19 protein-coding genes and 1 pseudogene are annotated in these 24,873 nt (G+C 72.1%); 5 read left to right on the top strand and 15 right to left on the bottom strand.

The genetic code is table 11. The annotated features are described in order from the left end of the window. Positions 1-4: 4 nt before the first annotated feature. Positions 5-973: a GlxA family transcriptional regulator gene (locus tag K377_RS01375; protein ID WP_111661605.1), complete on the bottom strand. Its 969-nt coding sequence runs from the start codon at positions 971-973 to the stop codon at positions 5-7. Between the two features lie 116 nt (positions 974-1,089). Here K377_RS01375 and K377_RS01370 point away from each other — a divergent pair, with 116 nt between their 5' ends. After that, positions 1,090-1,965, top strand: a complete 876-nt coding sequence (locus K377_RS01370) for a hypothetical protein (protein WP_111661189.1) — start codon at positions 1,090-1,092, stop codon at positions 1,963-1,965. A gap of 91 nt (positions 1,966-2,056) precedes the next feature. Beyond that, positions 2,057-4,432 (top strand): Tex family protein, encoded by a 2,376-nt coding sequence (locus K377_RS01365; protein ID WP_111661188.1) that lies wholly within the window; start codon positions 2,057-2,059, stop codon positions 4,430-4,432. A gap of 65 nt (positions 4,433-4,497) precedes the next feature. On the opposite strand, the gene K377_RS01360 is transcribed toward K377_RS01365, so the two are convergent. Both K377_RS01360 and K377_RS01355 read right to left on the bottom strand, forming a co-directional pair. After that, positions 4,498-6,135, bottom strand: coding sequence for an ABC-F family ATP-binding cassette domain-containing protein (locus tag K377_RS01360; RefSeq protein ID WP_111661187.1), 1,638 nt, complete (start codon positions 6,133-6,135; stop codon positions 4,498-4,500). Between the two features lie 70 nt (positions 6,136-6,205). Continuing rightward, positions 6,206-7,234: an oxidoreductase gene (locus K377_RS01355; RefSeq protein WP_111661186.1), complete on the bottom strand. Its 1,029-nt coding sequence runs from the start codon at positions 7,232-7,234 to the stop codon at positions 6,206-6,208. 120 nt (positions 7,235-7,354) lie between these two features. Here K377_RS01355 and K377_RS01350 point away from each other — a divergent pair, with 120 nt between their 5' ends. Further along, complete coding sequence (locus tag K377_RS01350) at positions 7,355-8,245, top strand: FAD-dependent oxidoreductase (RefSeq protein WP_202455761.1); 891 nt, start codon at positions 7,355-7,357, stop codon at positions 8,243-8,245. A 16-nt stretch (positions 8,246-8,261) separates the two neighbouring features. On the opposite strand, the gene K377_RS01345 is transcribed toward K377_RS01350, so the two are convergent. Genes K377_RS01345 through K377_RS01330 form a run of 4 tightly spaced genes read right to left on the bottom strand, consistent with a single transcriptional unit; the run spans position 8,262 to position 13,958 of the window. After that, a complete protein-coding gene (locus K377_RS01345) occupies positions 8,262-8,906 on the bottom strand; it encodes an HAD family hydrolase (protein ID WP_111661185.1) in 645 nt (214 codons plus the stop codon). A gap of 38 nt (positions 8,907-8,944) precedes the next feature. After that, complete coding sequence (locus K377_RS01340; protein WP_375605891.1) at positions 8,945-10,660, bottom strand: BCCT family transporter; 1,716 nt, start codon at positions 10,658-10,660, stop codon at positions 8,945-8,947. 40 nt (positions 10,661-10,700) lie between these two features. Continuing rightward, the gene (locus K377_RS01335; RefSeq protein ID WP_111661183.1) at positions 10,701-11,993 is read right to left on the bottom strand and encodes a M14 family metallocarboxypeptidase; all 1,293 of its coding nucleotides are present in this window, start codon (positions 11,991-11,993) and stop codon (positions 10,701-10,703) included. A gap of 3 nt (positions 11,994-11,996) precedes the next feature. Further along, complete coding sequence (locus tag K377_RS01330; RefSeq protein ID WP_111661603.1) at positions 11,997-13,958, bottom strand: Xaa-Pro dipeptidyl-peptidase; 1,962 nt, start codon at positions 13,956-13,958, stop codon at positions 11,997-11,999. A 235-nt stretch (positions 13,959-14,193) separates the two neighbouring features. On the opposite strand from K377_RS01330, the gene K377_RS01325 reads away from it, so the two are divergent. Further along, a complete protein-coding gene (locus K377_RS01325) occupies positions 14,194-15,681 on the top strand; it encodes a M1 family metallopeptidase (protein WP_111661182.1) in 1,488 nt (495 codons plus the stop codon). 183 nt (positions 15,682-15,864) lie between these two features. Here the strand turns inward: K377_RS01325 and K377_RS01320 are convergent, their stop codons facing one another. The 7 genes and pseudogenes from K377_RS01320 to K377_RS01290 all read right to left on the bottom strand — a co-directional run bounded on the left by K377_RS01320 (position 15,865) and on the right by K377_RS01290 (position 21,493). Beyond that, complete coding sequence (locus K377_RS01320; protein WP_111661181.1) at positions 15,865-16,704, bottom strand: oxygenase MpaB family protein; 840 nt, start codon at positions 16,702-16,704, stop codon at positions 15,865-15,867. 60 nt (positions 16,705-16,764) lie between these two features. Then, entirely contained in the window at positions 16,765-17,439 is a 675-nt protein-coding gene (locus K377_RS01315; RefSeq protein ID WP_111661180.1) for a response regulator transcription factor, read from the bottom strand. Beyond that, the gene (locus tag K377_RS01310; protein ID WP_111661602.1) at positions 17,432-18,541 is read right to left on the bottom strand and encodes a sensor histidine kinase; all 1,110 of its coding nucleotides are present in this window, start codon (positions 18,539-18,541) and stop codon (positions 17,432-17,434) included. Before K377_RS01310 ends, K377_RS01315 begins: the two co-directional genes overlap by 8 nt. 119 nt (positions 18,542-18,660) lie before the next feature. Further along, entirely contained in the window at positions 18,661-19,203 is a 543-nt protein-coding gene (locus K377_RS01305; RefSeq protein ID WP_111661179.1) for a hypothetical protein, read from the bottom strand. A 104-nt stretch (positions 19,204-19,307) separates the two neighbouring features. Next, positions 19,308-19,595, bottom strand: coding sequence for a hypothetical protein (locus tag K377_RS01300; protein ID WP_111661178.1), 288 nt, complete (start codon positions 19,593-19,595; stop codon positions 19,308-19,310). Positions 19,596-19,661: 66 nt separating this feature from the next. Continuing rightward, positions 19,662-20,009 (bottom strand): annotated as a pseudogene (locus tag K377_RS01295) (Appr-1-p processing protein); the annotation flags it as partial. Between the two features lie 8 nt (positions 20,010-20,017). Continuing rightward, positions 20,018-21,493 carry an amino acid permease gene (locus tag K377_RS01290; protein ID WP_111661177.1) on the bottom strand — a complete coding sequence of 492 codons (1,476 nt, stop codon included), beginning with the start codon at positions 21,491-21,493 and terminating at the stop codon, positions 20,018-20,020. A gap of 280 nt (positions 21,494-21,773) precedes the next feature. Here K377_RS01290 and K377_RS01285 point away from each other — a divergent pair, with 280 nt between their 5' ends. Continuing rightward, complete coding sequence (locus K377_RS01285; RefSeq protein ID WP_111661176.1) at positions 21,774-22,541, top strand: MerR family transcriptional regulator; 768 nt, start codon at positions 21,774-21,776, stop codon at positions 22,539-22,541. Between the two features lie 61 nt (positions 22,542-22,602). Here K377_RS01285 and K377_RS01280 read toward each other — a convergent pair whose 3' ends face one another. Continuing rightward, the gene (locus tag K377_RS01280; RefSeq protein WP_111661175.1) at positions 22,603-24,777 is read right to left on the bottom strand and encodes a 3-hydroxyacyl-CoA dehydrogenase NAD-binding domain-containing protein; all 2,175 of its coding nucleotides are present in this window, start codon (positions 24,775-24,777) and stop codon (positions 22,603-22,605) included. Between the last annotated feature and the right edge of the window lie 96 nt (positions 24,778-24,873).

The raw sequence follows: 24,873 nt of genomic DNA, 5'->3' as shown, positions 1-24,873 counted from the left end.
GGTGTCACGCGCCCGGCACGGCGTGGAAGCGGCGGCGGTACTCCGCCGGTGGGGTGCCGAGGGTCTTGAGGAAGGCGCGGCGCATCGCCTCCGAGGTGCCGTAGCCGCTCGCGCGGGAGATCTCCTCCACGCCGTCCGCCGTGTCCTCCAGGAGGCGCCGGGCGTGCTCGACGCGGACGCGCTCCACGTAGGTGCCGGGCGTCAGGCCGGTCTCCGTGCGGAAGGCGCGGGCGAAGTGACGCGGCGAGAGCCGGGCGCGGGCCGCGAGCGACTCCACGGACAGATCGTCGTCGGGGTGCTCGGTGATCCATTGCTGGACCTCGCGCAGCGGCTCGCGGCGGGCGGTCTGGGCGGCGAGCTGGGCACTGAACTGGGCCTGGTTGCCCGGGCGCCGCAGGAAGACGACGAGGTGGCGGGCGACGGTCAGCGCCGCCTGTCTGCCGTGGTCCTCCTCGACCAGGGCGAGCGCCAGGTCGATCCCGGCCGTGACACCGGCGGACGTGGCCACGTTCCCGTCGCGTACGAAGATCGGGTCGGGGTCGACCTCGATCGCCGGGTGGTCACGGGCGAGGCGGTCGCAGTACGCCCAGTGCGTGGTGGCCCGGCGGCCGTCGAGCAGGCCCGCGCGGGCGAGCAGGATGGCGCCCGTGCAGACGGAGACGATCCGCTCGGCGCGCGGGGCGTGCTGGCGCAGCCAGTCGACGAGCCGCGGATCGGGGCTGCGGGTGCCCTGGCCGCCGGGGACGAGCAGGGTGTGCGCGGCCGGGGCGTCCGCGAGGGCGCCGTCGGGCACCAGCGTCAGACCGCTGGACGTCCGCACGGGCGCGCCGTCGAGTGACGCCGTCCGCACCCGGTACCCCGAGGCGGTGGACCCGACGGCGAGCGCGGCCCCCGCGAAGACCTCGACGGGGCCCGTGACGTCGAGGCTCTGGACCTTGTCGAAGAGCGGGACCAGGACGGTACGTGGCGGCATGCGTCCCATTCTTCGAGCTCCGCCCAGGTAGCCGCAATGACGAATCCCCCTCCTTTCCTGCCATGGTCCGCTCCCCCGCATCGGCACCCGTACCAACCGGTCGGTAACGTGCGGGCATGACTCCTGACCCGCGCCTGCGCGCAGCCCGCCGCTGCCACAACGTGCTCAATCCGTTCCACTCCACGCACTACTTCTCGCCCGATCTGGGCCGCGAAATGGCCGCCATCGGTATCGCCGACCGCAACGCCGCCTACTTCGCGGCGCGTTCGGCGCCCATGGGAGCCGTCGGCGCCGGTGCCGTGACGGCCGCCTTCTACAACTTCAAGCACGACCTGGTCGCGCGGCACGTGCCCGCGGTGTGGCAGGCCGCGTCACCCGCGGACGTGCTCGCGGCACGCGCACGTGCCGTCGACGCGACGCTGCGCCGCCTGATCGGTGAGGAGGCGCTCGCCTCGAAGGAGATGGCCGAGGCCGCCGAACTCGCCCTGCGCGCGACCGAGGCCTGCACGCGCCACGCCCGGCCGCTCTACGCCGCGCACGCCGACCTCCCGGTCCCCGAGCAGCCGCACATGGCGTACTGGCACGCGGCCTCGCTGCTGCGCGAGCACCGCGGCGACGGCCATCTCGCCGCCCTGCTCGGCGCCGGTCTCGACCCGGTGGAGGCGCTCGTCAGCCATGTCGCCACCGGCAAGGGCATGTCCCCCAAGTTCCTGCTCGCCACGCGCGGCTGGAGCCCCGAGGAGTACGACGCGGCGGCCGAGCGGCTGCGGGCGCGGGGGCTGCTCACCGGGGACGAGGAGCTGACGCTCACGGAGGAGGGCGTACAACTGCGCTCCGGGCTGGAGGCGCTCACCGACGAGCTGGACCGGGCGCCCTACGAGCACCTCGGCGACGCCGGGGTGGCCCGCCTGACCGAGCTGGCGACCGGCTTCATCGGCACCGCGCTCGGCAACGGCGCCTTCCCGCCGGACCTCATCGGCAGGGCCGCCTGAGTCCGGCCCGGTCGGCGCCCTGATCCCCCGTTGTCGGTGTCACCTGCCACAATTGCCGCGCAACCTCATTCGACTTAGGCGGTACGGGATCGTGGCGACACCCACTCTTGGGTCCATCGAAGGCAGGATTGCCGAGGAAATCGGCGTACGGGAGCGGCAGGTGAAGGCCGCCGTCGAGCTGCTCGACGGCGGCTCGACGGTGCCCTTCATCGCGCGATACCGCAAGGAGGCGACGGAGTCGCTGGACGATGCCCAGCTGCGCACCCTGGAGGAGCGGCTGCGGTATCTGCGCGAGCTGGAGGAGCGGCGCACCGCCGTCCTCGACTCGGTGCGCGAGCAGGGCAAGCTGACCGGTGAGCTGGAGGCGCAGATCCGCGCCGCCGACACCAAGGCGCGCCTGGAGGACATCTATCTGCCTTTCAAGCCGAAGCGGCGCACGAAGGCGCAGATCGCGCGCGAGGCGGGCCTGGAGCCGCTGGCGGACGGCCTGCTCGGCGACCCGTCGGTGGATCCGGCGGCCGCCGCGGCCGCGTTCGTGGACGCCGGCAAGGGCGTCGCCGACCCGCAGGCCGCGCTGGACGGCGCCCGCGCGATCCTCGCGGAGCGCTTCTCGGAGGACGCCGACCTGATCGGTGAGCTGCGCGAGCGCATGTGGGGGCGCGGCCGGCTCGCGGCGAAGGTGAAGTCCGGCAAGGAGGAGGCGGGCGCCAAGTTCGCCGACTACTTCGACTTCGCGGAGCCCTTCAAGGAGCTGCCCTCGCACCGCGTCCTGGCGATGCTGCGCGGTGAGAAGGAGGACGTGCTGGAGCTCGTCCTGGAGCCCGAGGAGCCGGCCGAGGACAGTGGCCCGAGCTCGTACGAGCCGATCGTCGCCGACCGGTTCGGGATCAGGAACCAGGGGCGTCCGGCCGACAAGTGGCTTCAGGACACGGTCCGTTGGGCCTGGCGCACCCGCATCCTCGTGCATCTCGGCATCGACCTGCGGATGCGGCTGCGCACGGCCGCCGAGGACGAGGCGGTGAAGGTGTTCGCGGCGAACCTGCGGGACCTGCTGCTCGCCGCCCCCGCGGGCACGCGCGCGACGCTGGGGCTCGACCCCGGTTTCCGTACGGGCGTGAAGGTCGCCGTCGTCGACGCGACGGGCAAGGTCGTGGCGACCGACGTCATCCACCCGCACGTCCCGGCGAACCGCTGGGACGAGGCGATCGCCAAGCTGGCGAAGCTGTCCGAGGAGCACGCGGTCGACCTGATCGCGATCGGCAACGGCACGGCGTCGCGCGAGACGGACAAGCTCGCCGGTGAGCTCATCACCAGGCACCCGGAGCTGAAGCTCACCAAGGTGATGGTGAGTGAGGCGGGCGCCTCGGTGTACTCGGCGTCCGCGTTCGCCTCCCAGGAACTGCCGGACATGGACGTGTCGCTGCGCGGCGCCGTGTCGATCGCCCGCCGCCTCCAGGACCCGCTGGCCGAACTGGTGAAGATCGACCCGAAGTCGATCGGCGTCGGCCAGTACCAGCACGACCTGAGCGAGGTGAAGCTGTCGCGCTCGCTGGACGCGGTGGTCGAGGACTGTGTGAACGGGGTGGGGGTGGACGTGAACACCGCGTCCGCGCCGCTCCTCGCGCGCGTGTCCGGCATCGGCGCCGGTCTGGCCGAGAACATCGTGGCGCACCGCGATGCCAACGGCCCGTTCGGCAACCGCAAGGGCCTCAAGGACGTGGCCCGGCTCGGCCCGAAGGCGTACGAGCAGTGCGCGGGCTTCCTGCGCATCCGCGGTGGCGACGACCCGCTGGACGCGTCGTCCGTGCACCCGGAGGCGTACCCCGTCGTGCGGCGGATGGCGAAGTCGACGGGCGGCGAGGTCGGATCGCTGATCGGTGACAGCGGGACGCTGCGCTCGCTCAGGCCGGCCGACTACGTGGACGACACGTTCGGACTGCCGACCGTGACGGACATCCTGAAGGAGCTGGAGAAGCCCGGGCGCGACCCGCGGCCCGCCTTCAAGACGGCCACCTTCAAGGAGGGCGTGGAGAAGATCTCCGACCTGGAGCCGGGGATGATCCTGGAGGGCGTCGTCACGAACGTCGCCGCGTTCGGGGCGTTCATCGACATCGGCGTGCACCAGGACGGGCTCGCGCACGTGTCCGCGCTGTCGCGGACGTTCGTGAAGGACCCGCGCGATGTCGTGAAGCCCGGTGACATCGTGAAGGTGAAGGTCCAGGACGTCGATGTGCCGCGCAAGCGGATCTCGCTGACGCTGCGCCTGGACGACGAGAAGCCTGCCGGCCCGGAGCGCGGAGGGCGCGGCGGGGGGCGTGGCGGGGACCGGAAGCCGCCGCAGCAGAAGTCCCGTCAAGGCGGTCAGGGTGGGCGGGGTGGTTCCGGTGGCGGCGGCAAGGGGCGGCCCGCTGCCGCGCCCGCCAATTCCGCCATGGCCGACGCCTTGAAGAAGGCCGGACTGGCGTAGCGCCCGTCAGGTGGGTGGGGAACTGCGGGTCGGTTTGCGGCTGGCCGCGCAGTTCCCCGCGCCCCTTACGGGGCGCTCAGCCTCCCCGCATCCATTTCGAGCCGCCTCGTCGTGGTGATGGCGTTGAGCATCCGCCTGTCGTGGGTGACCAGGAGCAGCGTGCCCTGGTAGGACTCCAGGGCCGATTCGAGCTGCTCGATCGCCGGGAGGTCGAGGTGGTTCGTCGGCTCGTCCAGGACCAGGAGGTTGACGCCCCTGCCCTGGAGCAGGGCGAGCGCCGCCCGGGTGCGTTCGCCCGGTGAGAGCGTGGCCGCGGGGCGCAGCACATGGTCCGCCTTGAGGCCGAACTTGGCGAGCAGGGTGCGCACGTCGGCCGGTTCGGTGTCGGGGACGGCCGCGCCGAACGCGTCGAGCAGGGTCTCCGGGCCGTGGAACAGCGCGCGGGCCTGGTCGACCTCGCCGACCACGACGCCCTGGCCGAGCGTCGCATGGCCCGCGTCGAGCGGGATCCGGCCGAGGAGGGCGGCGAGCAGCGTGGACTTGCCGGAGCCGTTGGCGCCGGTGATCGCGACGCGGTCCGCCCAGTCGATCTGGAGCGTGACCGGCCCGAACTCGAAGTCGCCACGCCGCAGTTCGGCGTCGCGGAGGGAGGCGACCACCGCGCCGGAGCGCGGCGCGGCCGCGATCTCCATGCGCAGCTCCCACTCCTTGCGGGGCTCGTCGACGACGTCGAGGCGCTCGATCATGCGCTGGGTCTGGCGCGCCTTGGCGGCCTGCTTCTCGCTCGACTCGCTGCGGAACTTGCGGCCGATCTTGTCGTTGTCGGTCGCCTTGCGCCGGGCGTTCTTGACGCCCTTGTCCATCCAGGAGCGCTGCATCTGGGCGCGGCCTTCGAGCGCCGCCTTCTTGTCGGCGTACTCGTCGTACTCCTCGCGTGCGTGCCGGCGGGCGACGTCGCGCTCCTCCAGGTAGGCGTCGTAGCCGCCGCCGTAGAGGTTGATCTGCTGCTGGGCGAGGTCGAGCTCCAGGACCTTGGTGACCGTGCGGGTGAGGAACTCGCGGTCGTGGCTGACGACGACGGTGCCGGCGCGCAGTCCCCGGACGAACCCTTCCAGGCGCTCCAGGCCGTCCAGGTCGAGGTCGTTGGTGGGCTCGTCCAGGAGGAAGACGTCGTAGCGGGACAGCAGGAGCGAGGCGAGGCCCGCCCGGGCGGCCTGGCCGCCGGAGAGCGAGGTCATCGTCTGGTCGAGGCCGACGCGCAGGCCGAGCTGGCCCGCGACCTCCTCGGCGCGCTCGTCGAGGTCGGCGCCGCCCAGGCCGAGCCAGCGCTCCAGGCTCACCGCGTAGGCGTCGTCGGCGCCGGGGGCCCCGTCGACCAGGCCCTGGGTGGCGTCGTCCATGACGCGCTGGGCCTCGGCGACGCCGGTGCGGCGGGCGAGGAACTGGCGGATCGTCTCACCGGGGCGGCGCTCCGGCTCCTGCGGCAGGTGGCCGACCGTCGCCGTGGGCGGGGAGAGCAGCAGCTCGCCCTCCTCCGGGGTGTCGAGCCCGGCGAGCAGGCGGAGCAGGGTGGACTTCCCCGCTCCGTTGGCGCCGACGAGGCCGATCACGTCGCCGGGCGCGACGACGAGGTCGAGTCCGGCGAACAGGGAGCGGTCGCCGTGGCCCGCGGCGAGGTTCTTGGCTACGAGGGTGGCAGTCATCAGGGCGTTGATCCTAATGGGCCCGGTCCGGTGCGATGTCGTACGGGGATCGGTGGCTCGACGGGGCCGGTCAGTGCGCCATCGGCGCCACCAGCACGCTGCCGGTGGTGCGGGCCACGAGGAAGGACTCCCCCTTGGTGGCCTTCCGGTCGAGGGAGATGCGGTGGCGGCCGGGGTCGAGGACCGCGTCGAAGACGTCGTGGGCGTGGGTGCGGTACAGGCGGTCGAGGCGGTAGGCGGTGAGCTGGACGCGGCAGGTGGAGGTGACGTCGAGGCCGGCTTCGCCGTCGGCGGCGACGAGCCGGGCGAGGCGGCGCCGGTCCGCGGGGCTGCGGTCGAGGGCGCTCTCTATCTGCGCGACGAGGAGCGGGACGATCGGGGCGAGCCCGTCGACGTAGGCGATGTCGGCCCCGGCGCGGTCGAACTCGGCGCGGACGGCGTCCCGTTGGGCCTCGCCGACGGCGCGGCCGAAGGCGACCGCTCCGTAGCCGCGCAGTTCCTCCGGGGGGACCCCGGTCGCGTCCTGGGTGATGTCCGCGCCGATGCCGATGGTGCGCAGGGCGGCGGCCAGTCTGGCGAGGACGGCGACGCGGGCGCCGATGAGCAGGACCCGGCGGCGGGTGCCCGCGGCGCCGTCGAGCAGGGCGCCGAGCGCGGTGCGGTACTCGTCGCCCCGGAAGCGGAACGGGCCTATCCCGTGGTAGCCGTTGAGCTCCAGGTCGACCCGCTCGTCGGTCTGCCAGGCGAAATCGCGCCACACATAGTCGTCCTGATCGTCGGGGGCCCGCTCGATGACGGCGGTGACGGCTCCGCACTCCAGGCCCTCGCACTCGGGGCAGCCGTAGATGATGTACCGCCCTTCGGCCAGCGGTGCGCCGGCCTCCAGGAGGAGGCTTCTGACGTGGTCGGTGAAGATGGCGGGCGGGATGTCGGCGGCCAGCGGAGAGACCGCGTCGAGGTCGGAGAGCTGGAACAGCAGCGGGCGGCCGTCCACGATGAAATCCAGGAAGTCCCGGTGGACCTGGTAGTCACCGTTGGCCAGGACTCCCCCGGCGCGCATCGCCGGGGCGAGGCCGAAGGTCGCGTACTCGGCAGACATGCTGTGAGTATCCCCACCCGGCAGCGGTGTTGAGCGCGGCATGGGCCATTCCGCTACCGTCCCGGCGTGAACAGTGATGTGAACGGTGACGTGATCGTGGTGGGCGGCGGGGTCATAGGGATGTCCACCGCGCTGGTGCTCGCGCGGGCCGGGCGGCGGGTGCGGGTGTGGTCGCGGGACCTCGCCGAGCGCACCACCTCGGCCGTTGCGGGCGCCCTGTGGTGGCCGTACCGGATCGACCCGGTGGAGCGGGTCGGCCCGTGGTCGCTGCGGTCGCTGCGGCGCTACGTGGACTGGGCGGGCCGCCCGGACGAGACCGGCGTACGGATGGTCGAGGGCGTACACCAGGGTGTCCGGCTTGCCGGTCTGGGGGCGTGGGCCGGTGAGGTGGCGGAGCTGCGGGAGACCCCCGAGGGACTTGCGGCGCGGCTTCCACTGATCGACATGCCGGTCCATCTGGCCTGGCTGCGGGGTGAGTTGGCGAAGGCAGGGGTGGAGGTGGAGCGGCGCGAGGTGCGCTCCCTCGACGAGGCCGTGGCGGCGGCCGGCGCGGTCGTGAACTGCACGGGGCTCGGGGCGCGGGAGCTGGTGCCGGACGCGTCGCTGCGGCCGGTGCGCGGGCAGCTGGTGGTCGTGGAGAACCCGGGCGTGCACACGTGGTTCACCTCGGCCGACGAGGCGTCGGACGCCACGACGTACTTCTTCCCGCAGCCGGGCGGGCGGCTGCTGCTCGGCGGCACGGCGCAGGAGGACGACTGGTCCCTGGCCCCGGATCCCGCGGTCGCGGAGGGGATCGTGCGGCGGTGCGCGGCGGTGCGTCCGGAGATCACGGGGGCCCGGGTGGTCGAGCACCGGGTGGGCCTGCGTCCGGCGCGCCCGGCGGTGCGCATCGAGCGTGAAGTCGACGGTGCGGGGCGGGTGTTGGTGCACAACTACGGGCACGGCGGAGCCGGGGTGACCGTCGCGTGGGGGTGCGCGGAGGAGGCGGCGGGGCTGGTCGGGGCGGGCTGACCGAGGAGGACGCGCCTCAGTGCCCCTCCCCCACCACGTGCTCCAGTGCCGCCACGACGCCCTCCGCGACGTGCGTGGGCGCGTACTCCCGCTCCCGCCAGGCGCGGCCGCGCGCCAGCCATGCCGTGCGCAGCCCGAGCGCGTGGCCGCCCGCGATGTCGGCGTGGGCCGCGTCGCCCACCATCCAGGCCGATCGCAGGGAGCGGCCCGCGGCCGCCGCGTGGAAGATCTCGGGGTCCGGTTTCTTGTGGCCCACGGCCTCGGAGATGGTCCAGCCGTCGACCAGGGTGTCGAGGCCGGTGCGGCGGATCTTCCGGGTCTGCTGGGCGGTGCGGCCGTTGGTGACGACGACCGGGGTCCAGCCGGCCCGGGTCGTCGCGACGAGCGCGGCGCGGACCGGGTCGGCGAGGGTGACGCGGTCCGCCGCACCTCGGTCGAGCACGTCCTGGACAGCGGCGGGTGACACCTGGTCCCGGTAGCGGCGGGTCAGGGCCGACGCGACGGCCGGGCGCGCCGCGTAGCCGTCGTCGTCGACCGCCATGATCCACGCCAGGTCCCCGGCGGGCAGGCCGTGTTCGGCCAGGAACGCCGCCATCGCGGAGCGGAAGGCGGCGTCCCGGTCGATCAGCGTGTTGTCGAGGTCCAGAAGCAGCAGGGGCATGACGCGGAGTGGACCACGGCCGCGCCCCGCCCGGAGGCCTACTCGTTCCCGTGGTCGCCGATGGGGTCGCCCGAGGTCTCCAGGCCGTCGCCGGGGCCGATCCGGATCTCGAACTCGCCGCCGTACTTCTCGTGTCCGGCGACGACCGCCGCCTCGACGACCTCGATGCCCATGTCACCGCGCACGATGAGCGGGTCCTGGCGCAGGTCGCGCATCAGGGCGACGCACATGCCGATCATGACCAGGGTGAAGGGGGCCGCGACGAGGATCGTGAGGTTCTGGAGCCCGGTGAGCGCGTTGTCGGAGCCGCCGCCGATGAGCAGCATCACCGCCGCCACCGCGCCGGTCACCACGCCCCAGAAGATGACGACGAACCGGCCGGGTTCGAGGGCGCCCTTCTGGGACAGCGTGCCCATGACGATCGAGGCGGCGTCCGCGCCGGACACGAAGAAGATGCCCACCAGGATCATCACGAGGATGCTGGACGCCGTGGCGATCGGGAACTCGTGCAGGACCCCGAAGAGCTGGGCCTCCGGGGTGTCGGCGCCGCCCAGCTGACCGTGCTCCTTCATCTTCATCGCCGTACCGCCGAAGATCGCGAACCAGATCAGGCTGACCGTCGACGGGACCAGGATCACGCCGCCGACGAACTGGCGGATGGTGCGGCCGCGGCTGATGCGCGCGATGAACATGCCGACGAAGGGCGTCCAGGAGATCCACCACGCCCAGTAGAAGACCGTCCAGCTGCCGAGCCAGTCGGCGACGCCCTTGCCGCTGGACGCCTCGGTGCGGCCGACGAGCTGGGGCAGTTCGCCGAAGTAGGCGCCGAGCGAGGTGGGGAGCAGGTCCAGGACGATGATGGTGGGGCCCGCGACGAAGACGAAGACCGCGAGGATCAGCGCGAGCACCATGTTGGTGTTCGACAGCCACTGGATGCCCTTCTCGACACCCGAGACGGCGGACGCGACGAAGGCGACCGTCAGGACCGCGATGATCACCACGAGGAGGGTCGTGCTCGTCTTGTCCATCCAGTTCAGCACCTCGAAGCCGGAGCCGATCTGGAGCGCTCCGAGCCCGAGGGAGGCCGCCGAGCCGAACAGCGTCGCGAAGATCGCGATGATGTCGATGACCCGGCCCCAGGCGCCGTGGGCCCGCTCCTCGCCGATGAGCGGCACGAAGACGGAGGAGATGGTCTGGCGGCGGCGCCTGCGGAAGGTGGAGTAGGCGATGGCGAGGCCGACCACCGCGTAGATCGCCCAGGGGTGCAGCGTCCAGTGGAAGAGGGTGGTCGCCATGGCGGTCTCCATGGCCTCGGCGGCGTCCGCCGGGTCGGTGCCCGGGGGCGGCGTCGTGAAGTGCGCGAGCGGCTCGCTCACCCCGTAGAACATGAGGCCGATGCCCATGCCCGCGCTGAACATCATGGCCACCCAGGAGACCGTGCGGAACTCGGGCTCCTCGCCCTCCTTGCCGAGGGTGATCTTCCCGTAGCGGCTGATCGCGAGCCAGAGCGCGAAGACCACGAAGGCGGAGGCGGCGAGCATGAACGCCCAACCGCCGTTGTGGATCAAGCCGTTCAGGGCGTGCGTGGAGACGCTTTCGAGGTTGTCGGTGGCGACCGAGCCCCAGACCACGAAGGCCAGGGTCAGCCCGGCCGTCACGCCGAACACGATCCGGTCGGTGGCGGGGCTCCGGCCGCCCGACGGATCCTCGTCGGGGCCGGATGCGCCGGTGGGCGGTTGCTGAGGGTTTGTCACCCTTCAGGGCCTACCACACCGACCACCCCCTATGGCCCGTTCAGCAGCTGGTGTCGGGCTCTCCTTCCGTCAGGTGGTACCGCGCGCGGGCGTCGAGGAGGAGCACCACGAGCGCCCGCTCGGACTGCCGCAGCGGCACGTAGACCCCGTCCCCGTCCCCCGACGCCCGTACGCGGATCCCGTGCAGCGCCAACTCGTCCTTGTACTCGGCGTATTGCGCGGGGTTGAGGCGGTAGCCGCAGGGCAGGTCCTGGATGGTCTCGGCGGGCTGTGGCGGGGCGTTGTCGGCGCCGCCGACGTAGACGGGTCCGGTATCGCTCGGGCCCGCGGCGCGCGCGGCCGTCGTCACGGCGCGGATCGTGTCGGCGTGCCGTGCGGTGAAGCCGAAGAGTCCCCTCAGCGCGGCGAGTTGGGAGTCGCGGCGGCGCCGGTTGTTCAGCGCCTCGTCGGCCGACTCCGCCGGGCTGCCGGGGTCGACGCGGCTCTCGACGAGCAGGCCGAGGGCGTGTTTGACGCCGGACAGGTTGCGCAGGATGCGTTCCTGGCCGTCGCCCGCGGTCTGCTTGACCGGGTCGCCGGTGACGGGGTCGGTCCGGATGCCGTACGTGCCCGTGGAGTACCCGGCGTCGTCGGCGGCCGGGCGGACGTGACGCTCGGACAGAGTTACGGCCGCGTCGTGCACGGCGGGCGCGGTATTGAGGTTGCGGGGCCAGAGGTCGAAGAGGTCCTTGTCGTAGTACTCCGGGGTGGCGCGGTACTCGTGCAGGTCGTAGATGACGTCGGGCCGCCGGTCGCGGATGACCGCCGCCATGGCGCGGGCCTCGGCCGTCCTCAGGGCGAGGTGGTCGCGGTTGACGTCCACGCCGTCGGAGTTGCCGCGGGTGTCGGCGGCGCGCCCGTCGGGGTTGGCGGTGGGCACGACGAGCAGGGTGGTGCGGGACAGGAGGCGTGTCGTCGCCCGGTCCGTGGCCCGGGCGAGGTCGCGCACGGTGGTGAGGCACGCCTCGCGCCCGGCGGGTTCGTCGCCGTGCTGGCCGCAGACGAGCAGCACGGTGGTGGTGGCGGTACGCCGGGCGCCGACGCGGACCAGCTGGAGCGGGCGGCCCTGTGCGGTGGTGCCGATGCGGGTGACGGTGACGCGGTCGGACGCCCGGTCCACGGCGGCGAGCAGCTTCTGTTCCTCGGACTGGCCGGTCCAGTGGGCGCCGTGCGTCCGCTCGAAGCCGGTGCGGGGGAACGGGGCGGTGGCGCGCGCCGGGACCACCGTCACCAGGGGTGCGGCGAGGGCCGCGGTGGCGAGGGCGACGGTGAGTCCGCGGCGGTGGGCCTTCATCGGTCACTCGCCTGCCGGGACGGGGCGGTGCGGGCTCGCCGGGCGCACGCCGTCGGCGGCGGACGGGCGAGGCGTGGCCGCCTCGGCCGTGGCGGCCGCGAAGGCGCCGGCGCCGCCGACGACGGGGACGCGGGCCACGGTGCGGGACAGGTCGAGGGTGAGGGTCGGCCGGGTGGACGCAGGGTCGATGAGGTCCTTGTCGGTGCCCGCGACGATCAGGGCGAGCCGGTGCCCGGCGGGCACGACGTGGTCACTGGCGGCCAGGGAGATCGTGAGGGGGTAGGCCTTGCCCGGGGTGAGCGGGCGGCCCCGGCCGGGGTCGGCGGAGGTGCCGAGGTCGGCCCAGCCCCGGCTGAACACGGTCGAGCCCACGTCGGCGGTGACGGCCTCGGTGTTCTTGAAGCAGGAACTGTCGCCGGTCGTGCTCGGCCCCCAGCAGCTGCGGTCGGTGAGTGTCCTGATGCCTTCGCCGGCCGCGCCGTAGTCGCGGACGGTGGCCGGGCCGAGGTCGACCAGGACGGCGGACAGATGGGCGGTGGCCGTGGTCGGCGTCGCGGTGACCGTCACCGTCGAGGAGCCGGAGAGCCGCAGGTCCTTGCCGAGCGGGCGGCTGATGAAGCCGGCCTTGCCCGGGGTCGAGGTGTCGATCCGCTCGGCCCAGTCGGACTCATCGAGGGACGGGTCGTCGGTGAACCGCTCGGTGCCGGTCCCCGGCTTCAGGCTCAGGGTGCCGACGCCGGGCGTAGCACCCCGGGCGGGCCGCAGGGCGGTGGTCCGTGTCGTGCGCGGCGGCCACACCGTGTCGGTGGTCCAGTGGTCGGGGGTGCGCTCGATGTCGGCCATCGGTGCGCGGTCGATGCCGTTGCGCAGGCCGAGGAGTTCGTGGTCGAACCAGCGGTGCAGGGTGTCGACCCAGTCGGCGCGGCGGAAGTCGAACGGGTCGACGTGCCCGGTCTGCGACAGCCAGATCTTCCGCTCGACGCCGTGCTTCGCGAGCGCGTCCCACCACTGGCCGAAGTGCTTGGCGCGGACGTTGAGGTCCTGCATGCCGTGCACGACGAAGACGCTGGCCTTCACCTCGGCGGCGTCCTTGACGTAGTCGCGCTCCTGCCACAGCGAGGACCAGTCGCCGCTGCGCGGTGCTTCGTCGACCAGCCGCTGCTGGACGGCGGCGCAGCGGGCGCGGGCGTCCGGGCTCTCCACGTAGTCGGACAGCCAGTCGGGGCCGGAGTCGTAGAGCGGGGCGCCCTGCTGGAAGTAGTAGTCGTACCAGGAGGAGATGCCGCCGATGGGGACGATGGTCTCCAGGCCCTCGACGCCGGTCGCGGCGACGCCGTTGGCGACGGTGGCGTCGTAGCTCTTGCCGATCATGCCGGTACGGCCGTTGGTCCAGGTGGCCTTCGCGCGTTCGGTGCCGGACCGCGTGGTGTAGCCCTTGGCGCGGCCGTTGAGCCAGTCGACGACGGCCTTGGCGGACTGGACGTCGGAGCGGCCGCCGACGTCGACGCAGCCGTCGGAGCGGTTGGTGCCGGCGAGGTCGACGCCGACGAAGGCGTAGCCGCGCGGGACGAAGTAGTTGTCGTAGTAGAGCGGCATCTGCACGATGTCGCCGTTCGCGTCGTACGTCTTCAGCTGGCTCTCGTTGCCGCGCCCGCAGCAGGAGTAGTACGGGCTCGCGTCCATGATCACGGGCACTTTGCGGCCCTGCGCGGCCGCTTCCCGGGGGCGGACGATGTCGACGGCGACGCGGTCGGTCCTGCCGTCGCCGTCGCCGTCGAGCCGGGTGTCGACCCAGACGGACTCGCGGACGGCGTTCTCGTAGGAGTAGACGGGCTGCGACTCGGTCGGCGCGGCCGCACGGGCCACGGCCCCGGCCGGGGCGACGAGCACGGCGAGCAGGGCCGCGGCGGCCGCGCCCACGAGGAGGGTCCAGAGGCGGCGGATGCGTCCGGCAGGTATCGGCATGGCCGGAAGGTACACGGGTCAACTCCCGTGCGACAGAGGGCATCAGCGCGACCCGTCAGGCGCGTGGGGCGTAAAGACACATGTCGGCCGAATGGCGATCGTGTGACAGCAGGGGCCATGGACATGACCGGCGTGCCGGGTGCTGAATAGGGTCGCGAACACGATCACACGGGGCCGGTTCCCTCCGGTCGCGCGCGGTCGGTCCCCGGTCTGTTCCTACGACTTGGAGTTTTCCGTGTACCGCAGACTCATCGCTCCCGGCGCGCTCACGGCCGCCCTGCTGCTGGCGATCCCGGCATCGGCGGCCGACTTCGCTCCCGGGGCCTCGGGCATCGGCGATCCCTACTACCCGACGTACGGGAACGGCGGCTACGACGTCTCCCACTACGACCTGCGTCTGAAGTACCAGCCGAAGACGGACCTGTTGGAGGGCACGGCGACGATCCTCGCCTCCGCCACCCAGGACCTGTCGCGCTTCGACCTCGACCTCGGGCTCACCGCGAGCGAGGTCCGGGTGAACGGGAAGAAGGCGGCGTTCGCCAGGTCGGGCGAGCAGGAACTGGAGGTGACGCCCGCGACCGGGCTCCCGAAGGGCACCCCCTTCACGGTCGTGGTGAAGTACGCGGGCAAGCCGTCCGACGTGAAACTGTGGGGCTTCACGTCCCCGCAGCGCACTCCGGACGGCGCCGTCTTCGCCAACGAGCCGGAGTCGGCGGCCTGGTGGTTCCCGTCGAACGACCACCCGCTCGACAAGGCCACGTACGACATCTCGGTGGCCGTTCCCGACGGCACCCAGGCGATCTCCAACGGCACGCTGCAGTCGCAGAGTTCGAAGCTGGGCTGGACCCGCTTCAACTGGCGCTCCAGCCACCCGCAGGCCACCTACCTGGCGACGCTCGCGGTCGGCAAGTTCGACATCACCACCGACACGACCTCCGACGGGCTGCCCGTCGTCAACGCCTACAGCAAGGATCTCGGCGCCAACGAGGGCGCCGCGAAGGCCAGCGTGGAGCGCACCGCCGAGGTCGCCGAGTGGCTGGAGTCCGTCTACGGGAAGTACCCCTTCGAGGCGCTGGGCGGCTACGTCCCGAACGTCCCGTCGTCGTTCGCCCTGGAGACGCAGACGCGGCCGTTCTACTCCCCCAAGCAGTTCGCGAACGGCTCCAACGTCTCCGTCGTCGTGCACGAGCTGGCGCACCAGTGGTACGGGGACAGCGTCTCCGTACGCGGCTGGAAGGACATCTGGATCAACGAGGGCTTCGCCCGGTACAGCCAGTGGCTCTGGTCCGAGAAGGAGGGCGAGGGCACGGCGAAGGAACTCTCCGACTACGCGTACGCGCAGCATCCGGCGGACGACGCGTTCTGGACCGTGAAGCCCGGGGATCCCGGCGCCGAGAACCAGTTCGACGCCGCCGTCTACGACCGGGGGGCCATGGCCATCCAGGCGCTGCGCGACGCGGTCGGTGACAAGAAGTTCTTCAAGATCCTCAAGGGCTGGCCGCAGGCGCACGCCTACGGCAACGCCACCGTCTCCGACTTCGTGTCCTACGCGGAGCGGGTCTCCGGCAAGCCGTTGGCGTCGTTGTTCGACACGTGGCTGTTCCAGCCGACGCGGCCTGCTGTGTCTTCGGTGTCTTCTGCGCTGCGGGCGGGCGGGGGGCCTGAGCGGCCGCGGTCGTGGAAGTCGATCGCGGCCACGAATGGGGTGCACTCCGTGCGCTGACCCGCGCTTTGGGGGTTGCCGGTCGGCTGCGGGCCGGTGGCCGCTTCTCGCGCAGTTCCCCGCGCCCCTGAGGCTGCGCTTCGCGCGCCTCTCTGATGAGATGCCGCACGAAGTGCGCATCTCAGGGGCGCGGGGAACTGCGCGACCAGCCACGACGCTACGGGCACTCGGCGACGCGACCGGTCACGGCAGACGCGTGGCCGCTCTTGCTCGGCGGGCCATGGGCAGATAGCGGAGGCGTTCCGGGAGGTGGGGGACGGTCAAGCGGACCAGGGCGGACCAGCGGCGCAGGCGGCGTTCCTGGCGGGGGGACCACGGCAGGCCGATCGCCGCGCGGGCCTCGGGCGGGAGCAGGCCGATCGACAGGAACCGGAGCGTCCGGGCGAGCACGGGGCGGAGAAGGGGCCAGAGGAGACGGAGCACCCAGGGCCCCGGCGGCGCCGGAATGGCGCGGTGGGCGTCGGTCAGCTCGGCGACGACCACGTTGGACCCGATCTCGCGGGCCAGCATCCGCTCGTAGTACGGCCAGAACTCCCCGACCGTCTGCGGCATGTCCCGGTCATGGATGCCGAGGATCCGGCCGACCATCAGCCACTCCGCGTAGAACCGCTCGTCCTCCTCGGGCGTGAACGGCCGGGCGAAGTAGCGCCGGGCCCGCCGGGAGACCGGATAGCCGGTGGCGTGCACCCAGGCGTAGTGGGCCGGGGTGAGCGCGTGGTAGCGGCGCCCGCGCGGATCGGTGCCGCTGATGTCCCGGTGGACGCGGCGCAGGCGGCGCCCTTCCTCGGCGGCGGTCTCACCCCCGTACACCCAGAGCAGGACCGAGGTCAGGGAGCGGGTGCCGCGTCCCCACGGGTCGGTGCGGAACACCGAGTGGTCGTCGACACCGGCGCCGACGGCGGGGTGCGCGACCTGGAGGACGAACGCGGCGGGCAGCGCGAGCAGGGAGCGGATGTCACCCGCGGTGTCCCAGAGGACCCCGCCGGGCGGGGGCGGCGGCGGATCGGGGTCGTGCTGTTTCATGCCGCTTCCTGGACGTCGTACGGAGCGCTGTGCCTTGTGATCCAGTATGCGACGCGTGGGTCAGGCGAGACCGGCGGCGATGGCGCGGCGCACGGCGTCGGCGCGGTCCCGGATGGCCGCCTTGGCGAACAGGTTGTTGATGTGGGTCTTCACCGTGGCCTCGCTGATGAAGAGCTTCTCGGCGATCGCCCGGTTCGGCAGGCCCTGGCCGATCAGGGTGAGCACCTCGCGCTCGCGGGGCGTGACGTCGTCGGGCAGCTGCTGCCCGGGCGCCGAGGCCTTGGTGCGGACCGTGGCGAGGAGCCGGTCCTGGACCTCGCGGTCGAGGACGGACTGCCCCGCGGCGGCGGCGCGGATGGCGCGGGTGATGTCCTGGCGCCCGGCGTTCTTGGTGAGGTAGCCGCGGGCCCCGGCGCTCAGGGCGGCCAGGATCGAGTCGTCGTCGGCGAAGGTGGTCAGCACGACGACGGCCACCTCGGGATGTTCCTCGGCCAGGCGGCGGGTCGCCTCGATGCCGTCCATGACGGGCATCCGCAGGTCCATCAGAACCACGTCGACGGGTCCGGCGGCGGCCGCGGTGAGCACCTCGCTGCCGTCGGCCGCGGCCGCGACGACGTCGATGTCGTCGGCGAGGCCGAGGACCGCGGCCAGCGGCTCGCGGACGGCGGCCTGGTCGTCAGCGACGACGACTCTCAGCGGCCTCTTGGTGTGGTCCTGCTGCGTCGCTTCACTCATCGGGGATCACTGCCTCCACCTGCCAGCCGCCCTGGTCCGGTCCTTCGGTGACCGGGCCCGCGGTGATCGTCCCACGGAGCAGCGCGACCCGTTCCCGCATGCCGATCAGTCCCATTCCGCTGCCGCCGCCCGCGCTGACCGGGCGGGTCGCCGGGCCGTTGCGGATCGTCAGGGTCGTCGACGCCCCGGCGAAGGCGAGCTCCACGCGGACGGCGGCGCCGGGCGCGTGCCGGGTGGCGTTGGTCAGCGCCTCCTGGGCGATGCGGAGCAGGTTCTGGGTGAGCCGGGCCGGCACCTCGCGGACGGTGCCGGTGACGGTGAGCGCGTCGTGGTGGCCGGACGACTCGATCATCGCCGTCAGGCTCTCCAGGAGCGGCAGGGAGTCCTCGCGGAGCGCGTGCACGGTCCACTGGGCCTGCTTCAGGCTCTCCTTCACCATGCTGTGCGCCTTCTGGTTCGCCTCGCGTACGCGCTCCAGGTCGCCGGTGTCGATGAGGGCGTCGGCCAGTTCGAGCTGCATGTTGATGCCCGCGAGGGAGTGGGCCAGCACGTCGTGCACGTCGCGGGCGATGCGGCCGCGCTCGGTGAGGACGGCGGCCTGGGCCTCGGCCCGCGCGGCGCGCTCCGCGGACTCGGCGGCCTCGACCACGGCCTGGACGGCGCGCTGACGGCTGCGGTTGAGGATGCCCACCAGGACCGGGGCGCCGGTGCTGAGGCCGAGCGTCCAGGGCAGGAAGGTGTGGCCGGGTCCGAGACGGAAGTAGAGGACGCCGCCGCACAGCAGGCTGCACAGGGCGGCGAGGGTGAGGGCCTTGCGGGTCTCCAGGCGATGGCCGATGTGGCCGACGAGGAAGTACGCGAAGAGATAGCTGGAGCCGGAGCTGCTGACGCCGATCAGCGCGGCCGCGGCGACGACGCCGCAGGTCAGCCAGATCAGCGCGACGCGTGGCGGGACCTTGGCCTCGGGCAGGTGGCGGGCCGCGAGGACGACGCAGTTGACCAGGAGGAGGGCGGCGACGGCGAGGCCCCGGCCGCTGAGGCCCAGCGGCCGGATCGTCCAGACACCCGAGACGATGACGGCCAGGGTCAGGAGCCAGTGCAGTCGTGTGTCCTGCGTGGGCACGACCCGCGGGCCGGGCTCCTGGTGCGGAGCCGGCCCGGGGGCGTTCGGGGTCTTCGAGGCGCTCGGTGCTTCGGGCACGGCGTGACCATAACCCACGGTCAGGCCGCACGGTCGAGAGCCGGTGCGGTCTCCGCGGCCGTCTCCTGCCGCGGGTCGCCGGGCACCAGACGGCTCCGGACGAAGATCGTGGCCAGGCGCGTGACGACCTCGGTGAGCGCCATCAGGACGAAGGCCGCGACCCAGGCCTGGTCGCTGGTGATCTGGTGGGTGAGGCTGAACCGGGCCACGTCGTCGGCGCCGCCGTGCTGGACCCACAGCTGGAAGCCCATCCGGGCGCCCATGCCGAGCACCCACAGGACCGCGGAGACGGCGCCGGCCTTGATCAGCAGGTGGCCGCCGGAGGTGCGGATCCGGGTGTAGACGCCGCCCGCGATGCCGAGCGCGGCGCCGATGGCCGTCAGCGTGCCGATCAGCACCAGGTCGTTGCCCGCGGTGGGCACGCTGTGCAGGTAGCTGTGGGCCACGAAGGCCACGATCCCCAGCGGGATCAGGAAGGTCTTGAGGTCGAGGCGGCCTTCCCGCAGTTGCCGGAAGACGACGAGGACGAGGGCGATGTCGAGGATCCAGTCGGTGGTTGTCATGCCCTCAAGACTGCTGGCGCGGGGCTTTCGACACCTGGACCCATGGGTGGAACGACGGGTGGAGATGCCCGGCCGCCCGGCGTCCACCCCCGCGCTCCGGCCGGCTACTCCTCGTTCCCGTACCGCTTGGCCAGGTCCGAGGCGAGCTCGGAGACCCGGGTGCACAGGTCCGTGACGGCCGCGGTGTGCGCGGGGTCGGCCGGGGTGGAGTGGGTCGGCACGACCTGGGCCCGCAGGCACGGCGCAGGGGGCGGTGGCGGCGCGACGGTCCGGACGGACAGAGGGCGCCGGGACCGCAGCCGGGCCGAGCCGACGAGGGCGGTCGTCAGCAGGGCCGCGAAGGAGGCCAGGTGCCCGGTCTTCAGGTGAACGTCCCACGGAATCAGGGCCATGCCTGTGACTTACCCGATCGGCACCGGTGGCCAACTCGACCGGCCCACGGTCCGGTTCACACCGGGTCAGCCCGCGTGGTCGTACACCGTCACCGGTATCCCCCGGGCCACGAGCTGCTCGGCTATCAGCGGCTCCACCCGCGACCAGGTGCCGCCGGCGAGGCCGCAGCCGATGCGCGGCATGTGGACGGAGGCGCCCAGTTCGGCGGCGTGTTCGGCCACCGCCGCCAGGCCGTGCGCGAGGGCGTCGTAGCGGACCGGGACGCCGTTACTGCCGGTGCGGATGCCGCGCTGGCCCACGACGTTCGCCACCCAGGTGTGCGGGTCGACCCGGACGAGCTGGGCGGCGCCGAGCCCGAAGTCGTTCCTCGCACGCTCGCGGTGCCGGCGGCGGTACGCCTGCTTCGGGCTCGGGCCGGGGGCTACTCGTCCTTCGTCGCGCCGGTCAGCGGCTCGGTGGCTGCCTTGCGGGCGATGTTGCGGCGGGCTCGGCACCAGCCGATGACGAGGAGCAGGGCGACGACCGGGATCAGGCTGAGGGTCTTGCGGCCGGTCTCGGCGTCGTTCCACATGAGGCCGAGGACGAGCAGCAGGAAGACGATCGTGACGATCTCGGTCACCGGTGAGCCGGGCAGCCGGAACGTCGGACGCTCGACCAGGCCCTGCTTGGCCTTACGGACGAACGCCAGGTGCGCGACCATGATCATGACCCAGGTGCCGATGATGCCGATGGACGAGATCTCGATGACGATCTCGAAGGCGTCGGCCGGCAGCAGGTAGTTCAGGCCGACGCCGAGGACACCGACGCCCGCCGTCAGCAGAATGCCGCCGTAGGGCACCTGGCTGCGGTTCATCCGGGCGGTGAACTGCGGGGCGGAGCCCGACATCGCCATGGAGCGCAGGATGCGGCCGGTCGAGTAGAGGCCCGAGTTGAGCGAGGACATGGCGGCGGTCAGCACGACGAGGTTGACGATGTCGCCGATGCCGCCGACGCCCAGCTTGGAGAAGAGGGTGACGAACGGGCTCTCGCCCGACTTGTACGTCGACGACGGCAGCAGCAGGGCCAGCAGCAGCACCGAGCCGCAGTAGAACAGGCCGACGCGCCACATGATCGAGTTCACCGCGCGCGGGACGACCTTCTGCGGCTCGGCGGTCTCGCCCGCCGCGACGCCGACCAGTTCCAGGGCCGCGTAGGCGAAGACGACGCCCTGCATCACGAGGATCACGGACATGGTGCCGCTGGGCATCCAGCCGCCGTGGTCGGTGATCATGTGCAGCCCGGGTGTCTGGCCGTCGACGGGGTGCTGGGTGGCGATCAGGAAGATGCCCACGAACAGGAAGGCGACGAGCGTCGCCACCTTGATGATCGAGAACCAGAACTCCATCTCGCCGAAGTACTTCACCGAGACGAGGTTGACGGAGAGCACGACCGCGAGGGCGATCAGTGCGAGCACCCACTGCGGAACGGAGGTGAACGCGCTCCAGTACTGGGTGTAGAGCGCGATCGCGGTGATGTCCGCGATACCCGTCATCGACCAGTTGAGGAAGTACATCCAGCCGGCGACGTAGGCGCCCTTCTCGCCGAGGAACTCGCGCGCGTACGACACGAAGGACCCCGAGGAGGGCCGGTAGACGACCATCTCACCGAGGGCGCGCACGACCAGGTACGCGAAGATTCCGCAGACCAGGTAGGCGAAGACGAGCGCGGGGCCCGCGTCGTGCAGGCGGCCGCCGGCACCGAGGAAGAGTCCGGTGCCGATCGCGCCACCGATCGCGATCATGTTGACGTGGCGGCTCTTGAGGGCCTTGCTGTAACCGGCGTCGCCCGCGTCGGCGGGCGCTTGGGGCGCATCCGTGGGGGATGCGTCCACGGCCGTGTTCACGGCGTCCTTGCTCACGTGGGGGTGTCCGCTCTGTGGTGCGCGGGGACGTGGGGTCCCCTGGGTCCGGAAGTGCTTGCGGCCCGCGACACCCCTGGGAGTGTGCGGACCGACGGTGCACCTTCCCCCAAAGATCACCGGAAATGCGGTGGCGGAGATCACATAGCGGTCCTTCTCACATGCCGAGAAGGTCTCTTGTGCGCTTGCCCGGCCCAGCGCATAGACGGGTTTCACAACTTCGGTGTCTCAGCAATACTGTTGAACCCGATCGGTACCGAGAGCTAGGCGCGAGGCGGACATGGCGACCGACATCGAGAACAGCGGGTCCGGGCCGGCCGGTCCCGAGCCCACGCTGACCGTCGACGAACTGGCGGCACGGGCGGCCGTCACGGTCCGCACGATCCGCTTCTACAGCACGCGCGGCCTGCTGCCGCCGCCGGTGATCGGTCCGCGCCGGGTCGGTCATTACGGGCAGGAGCACCTGTCGCGGCTCGGCCTCATCGAGGAGTTGCAGCACCAGGGCATGACCCTGTCGGCGATCGAGCGCTATCTGGAGCAGCTGCCGGCGGATCTGAGCGCCGACGATCTCGCCATGCACCGCGCGGTGGTGGCGAGCTGGGCGCCGGACACGTCGGAGGACCTGGCCAGGGCGGAGCTGGAGCGGCGGTGCGGGCGGGCGCTGTCCGGCGCTGACCTGGACCGGTTGTCGGCCATGGGCGTCCTCACGTACCTGGAGGACGCGGACGCGTTCCGGGTGGACGTGGGGCAGTTGCGTCTGGGGGTGCAGCTCCTCGACGTGCCGATCGCGCACGAGACGCTGCTCGCCGCGCGCACGCTCCTGCTGGAGCACACCCGGCGGGCGGCGCACGATCTGTCCCGGCTCTTCCAGGACGAGGTGTGGGCTCCGTACCGGGAGCGCGAGGCGGCTCCCGGGGACCCGGGGCACGTGTCGGCGATGCGGTCGCTGTCGGCCCACATGCAGCCGCTGGTGGTGCAGGCGCTGGTGACCGCCTTCCAGCGGTCGCTGCGGGAGGAGCTGCGGGCCGCGTTCAGAAGCGCCGGGTGAACGGCCGTGGTGGTGCGCCCCGTGTCGCGGGGCGCACCACCACAGACCGCCGGCGGACGGCTCAGCTGTCGCTGAACGTCTCGCCCTTCTCCGCCTTCGTCACGAGCAGCGCGGGCGGCAGGAACCGATCGCCGTAGCGCTCGGCCAGCTCGCGCGAGCGGGCGACGAATCCGGTGAGCCCGCCCTCGTAACCGTTGATGTACTGCAGGACACCGCCGGTCCAGCCGGGGAAGCCGATCCCGAAGATGGAGCCGATGTTGGCGTCGGCGACGGACGTCAGGACGCCCTCCTCGATCAGCCGGACGGTGTCCAGCGCCTCGGAGAAGAGCATGCGCTCCTGCATGTCCTCGAACGGGATCTCGGTGCCCGGCTTGGTGAAGTGCTCGCGCAGGCCCGGCCACAGGGCGCCGCGCTTGCCGTCCTCGCCGTACTCGTAGAAGCCCGCGCCACCGCTGCGGCCGGTGCGCCCGAACTCGTCGACCATGCGGTCGATGACGGCCTCCGCTGGGTGCTCGTCCCAGGTGCCGCCCGCCTCCTCGATCGCCGCCCGCGTCTCCTTGCGGATCTTGCGGGGCAGGGTGAGGGTCAGCTCGTCCATGAGGGAGAGCACCTTGGCCGGGTAGCCTGCCTGGCCCGCCGCCTGCTCGACCGACGCGGGCTCGACGCCCTCGCCGACCATGGCGATGCCCTCGTTCATGAAGTGGCCGATGACGCGCGAGGTGAAGAATCCGCGCGAGTCGTTCACGACGATCGGCGTCTTGTTGATCTGCCGTACGAGGTCGAAGGCGCGGGCCAGCGCCTCGTCACCGGTGCGCTCGCCCTTGATGATCTCCACGAGCGGCATCTTGTCGACCGGCGAGAAGAAGTGCAGACCGATGAAGTCGGCCTGCCGCTGGACGCCCTCGGCGAGGACGGTGATGGGCAGCGTCGAGGTGTTGGAGCACAGCAGCGCGTCGGGCTCGACGATGTCCTGGATCTCCTGGAACACCTTGTGCTTGAGCGAGGGGTCCTCGAAGACGGCCTCGATGACGGCGTCGCAGCCGGCCACGGCCTGCGGGTCGGCGGTGGGCGTGATGCGGGCGAGCAGCGCGTCCGCCTTCTCCTGGGTGGTGCGGCCGCGGGAGACGGCCTTCGCGCACAGCTTCTCGGAGTACGCCTTGCCCTTGGCGGCGGATTCGGCGGACACGTCCTTCAGGACGACGTCGATGCCCGCGCGGGCGCACGAGTAGGCGATGCCCGCGCCCATCATGCCGGCGCCGAGGACGGCGACCTTGCGCACCTTGCGGGGCTCGATGCCCTGGGGGCGGTTGGCGCCGGAGTTGACCGCCTGGAGGTCGAAGAAGAACGCCTGGATCATGTTCTTCGCGGTCTGGCCGGTGACCAGCTCGGTGAAGTAGCGGGCCTCGATGGTCAGGGCGGTCTCGAAGTCGACCTGGGAGCCCTCGACGGCGGCCGCGAGGATGTTGCGCGGCGCCGGGTAGGGGGCGCCGTTGAGCTGCTTCTTGAGGTTGGCGGGGAAGGCCGGGAGGTTCGCGGCGAACTTGGGGTTGGCCGGGGTGCCGCCGGGGATGCGGTAGCCGGGCTTGTCCCAGGGCTGCTGCGACTCGGGGTTGGCGTCGATGAAGGCGCGGGCCTTCTCCAGCATCTCCTCGCGCGTGGCGGCCACTTCGTGGACGAGGCCGTTGTCCAGGGCGCGCTTCGGGGCGTACTGGGTGCCCTGGAGCAGCACCTTCAGGAGGGCGTCGGCGATGCCCATGAGGCGGACGGTGCGGGTGACGCCGCCGCCGGCGGGGAGCAGGCCGAGGGTGACCTCGGGGAGGCCGATCTTCGAGCCGGGGGCGTCGAGGGCGACGCGGTGGTGGCTGGCGAGGGCGATCTCGTAGCCGCCGCCGAGCGCCGCGCCGTTGATCGCCGCGACGACCGGCTTGCCGAGGGTCTCGATGCGGCGCAGGGAGTTCTTGATGCCGATGCCGGTCTCGAAGACGGCCTGGGCGTCCTCGGGGCCGGCCTTCATCATGTCCTTGAGGTCGCCGCCCGCGAAGAAGGTCTTCTTGGCGGAGGTGTAGATGATGCCGCGGATGGAGTCGCGCTCGGCCTCGGCGCGGTCGGCGATCGCCGCGATGGAGTCCTTGAACGCCTGGTTCATGGTGTTCGCGGACTGGTTGGGGTCGTCGAGGACGAGGGTGACGATGCCGGTGTCGTCCTGTTCCCAGCGGATGGTTGTGCTGGCGGTCATGGTGTGTCTCCGTGAAGTCAGGTGCGGGGAGTTGAGGGCGGGTTCGGGGGTGGGCCTTCGTCGCCGACCGCGGGCCGGTGGGGCTTCTCGCGCAGT

Source organism: Streptomyces sp. PsTaAH-137, assembly GCF_003259365.1.
In the GTDB taxonomy this organism is placed as follows: domain Bacteria; phylum Actinomycetota; class Actinomycetes; order Streptomycetales; family Streptomycetaceae; genus Streptomyces.
Note: the sequence above shows the minus strand (reverse complement) of the source record. Positions and strands in the feature narration are given on the sequence as shown.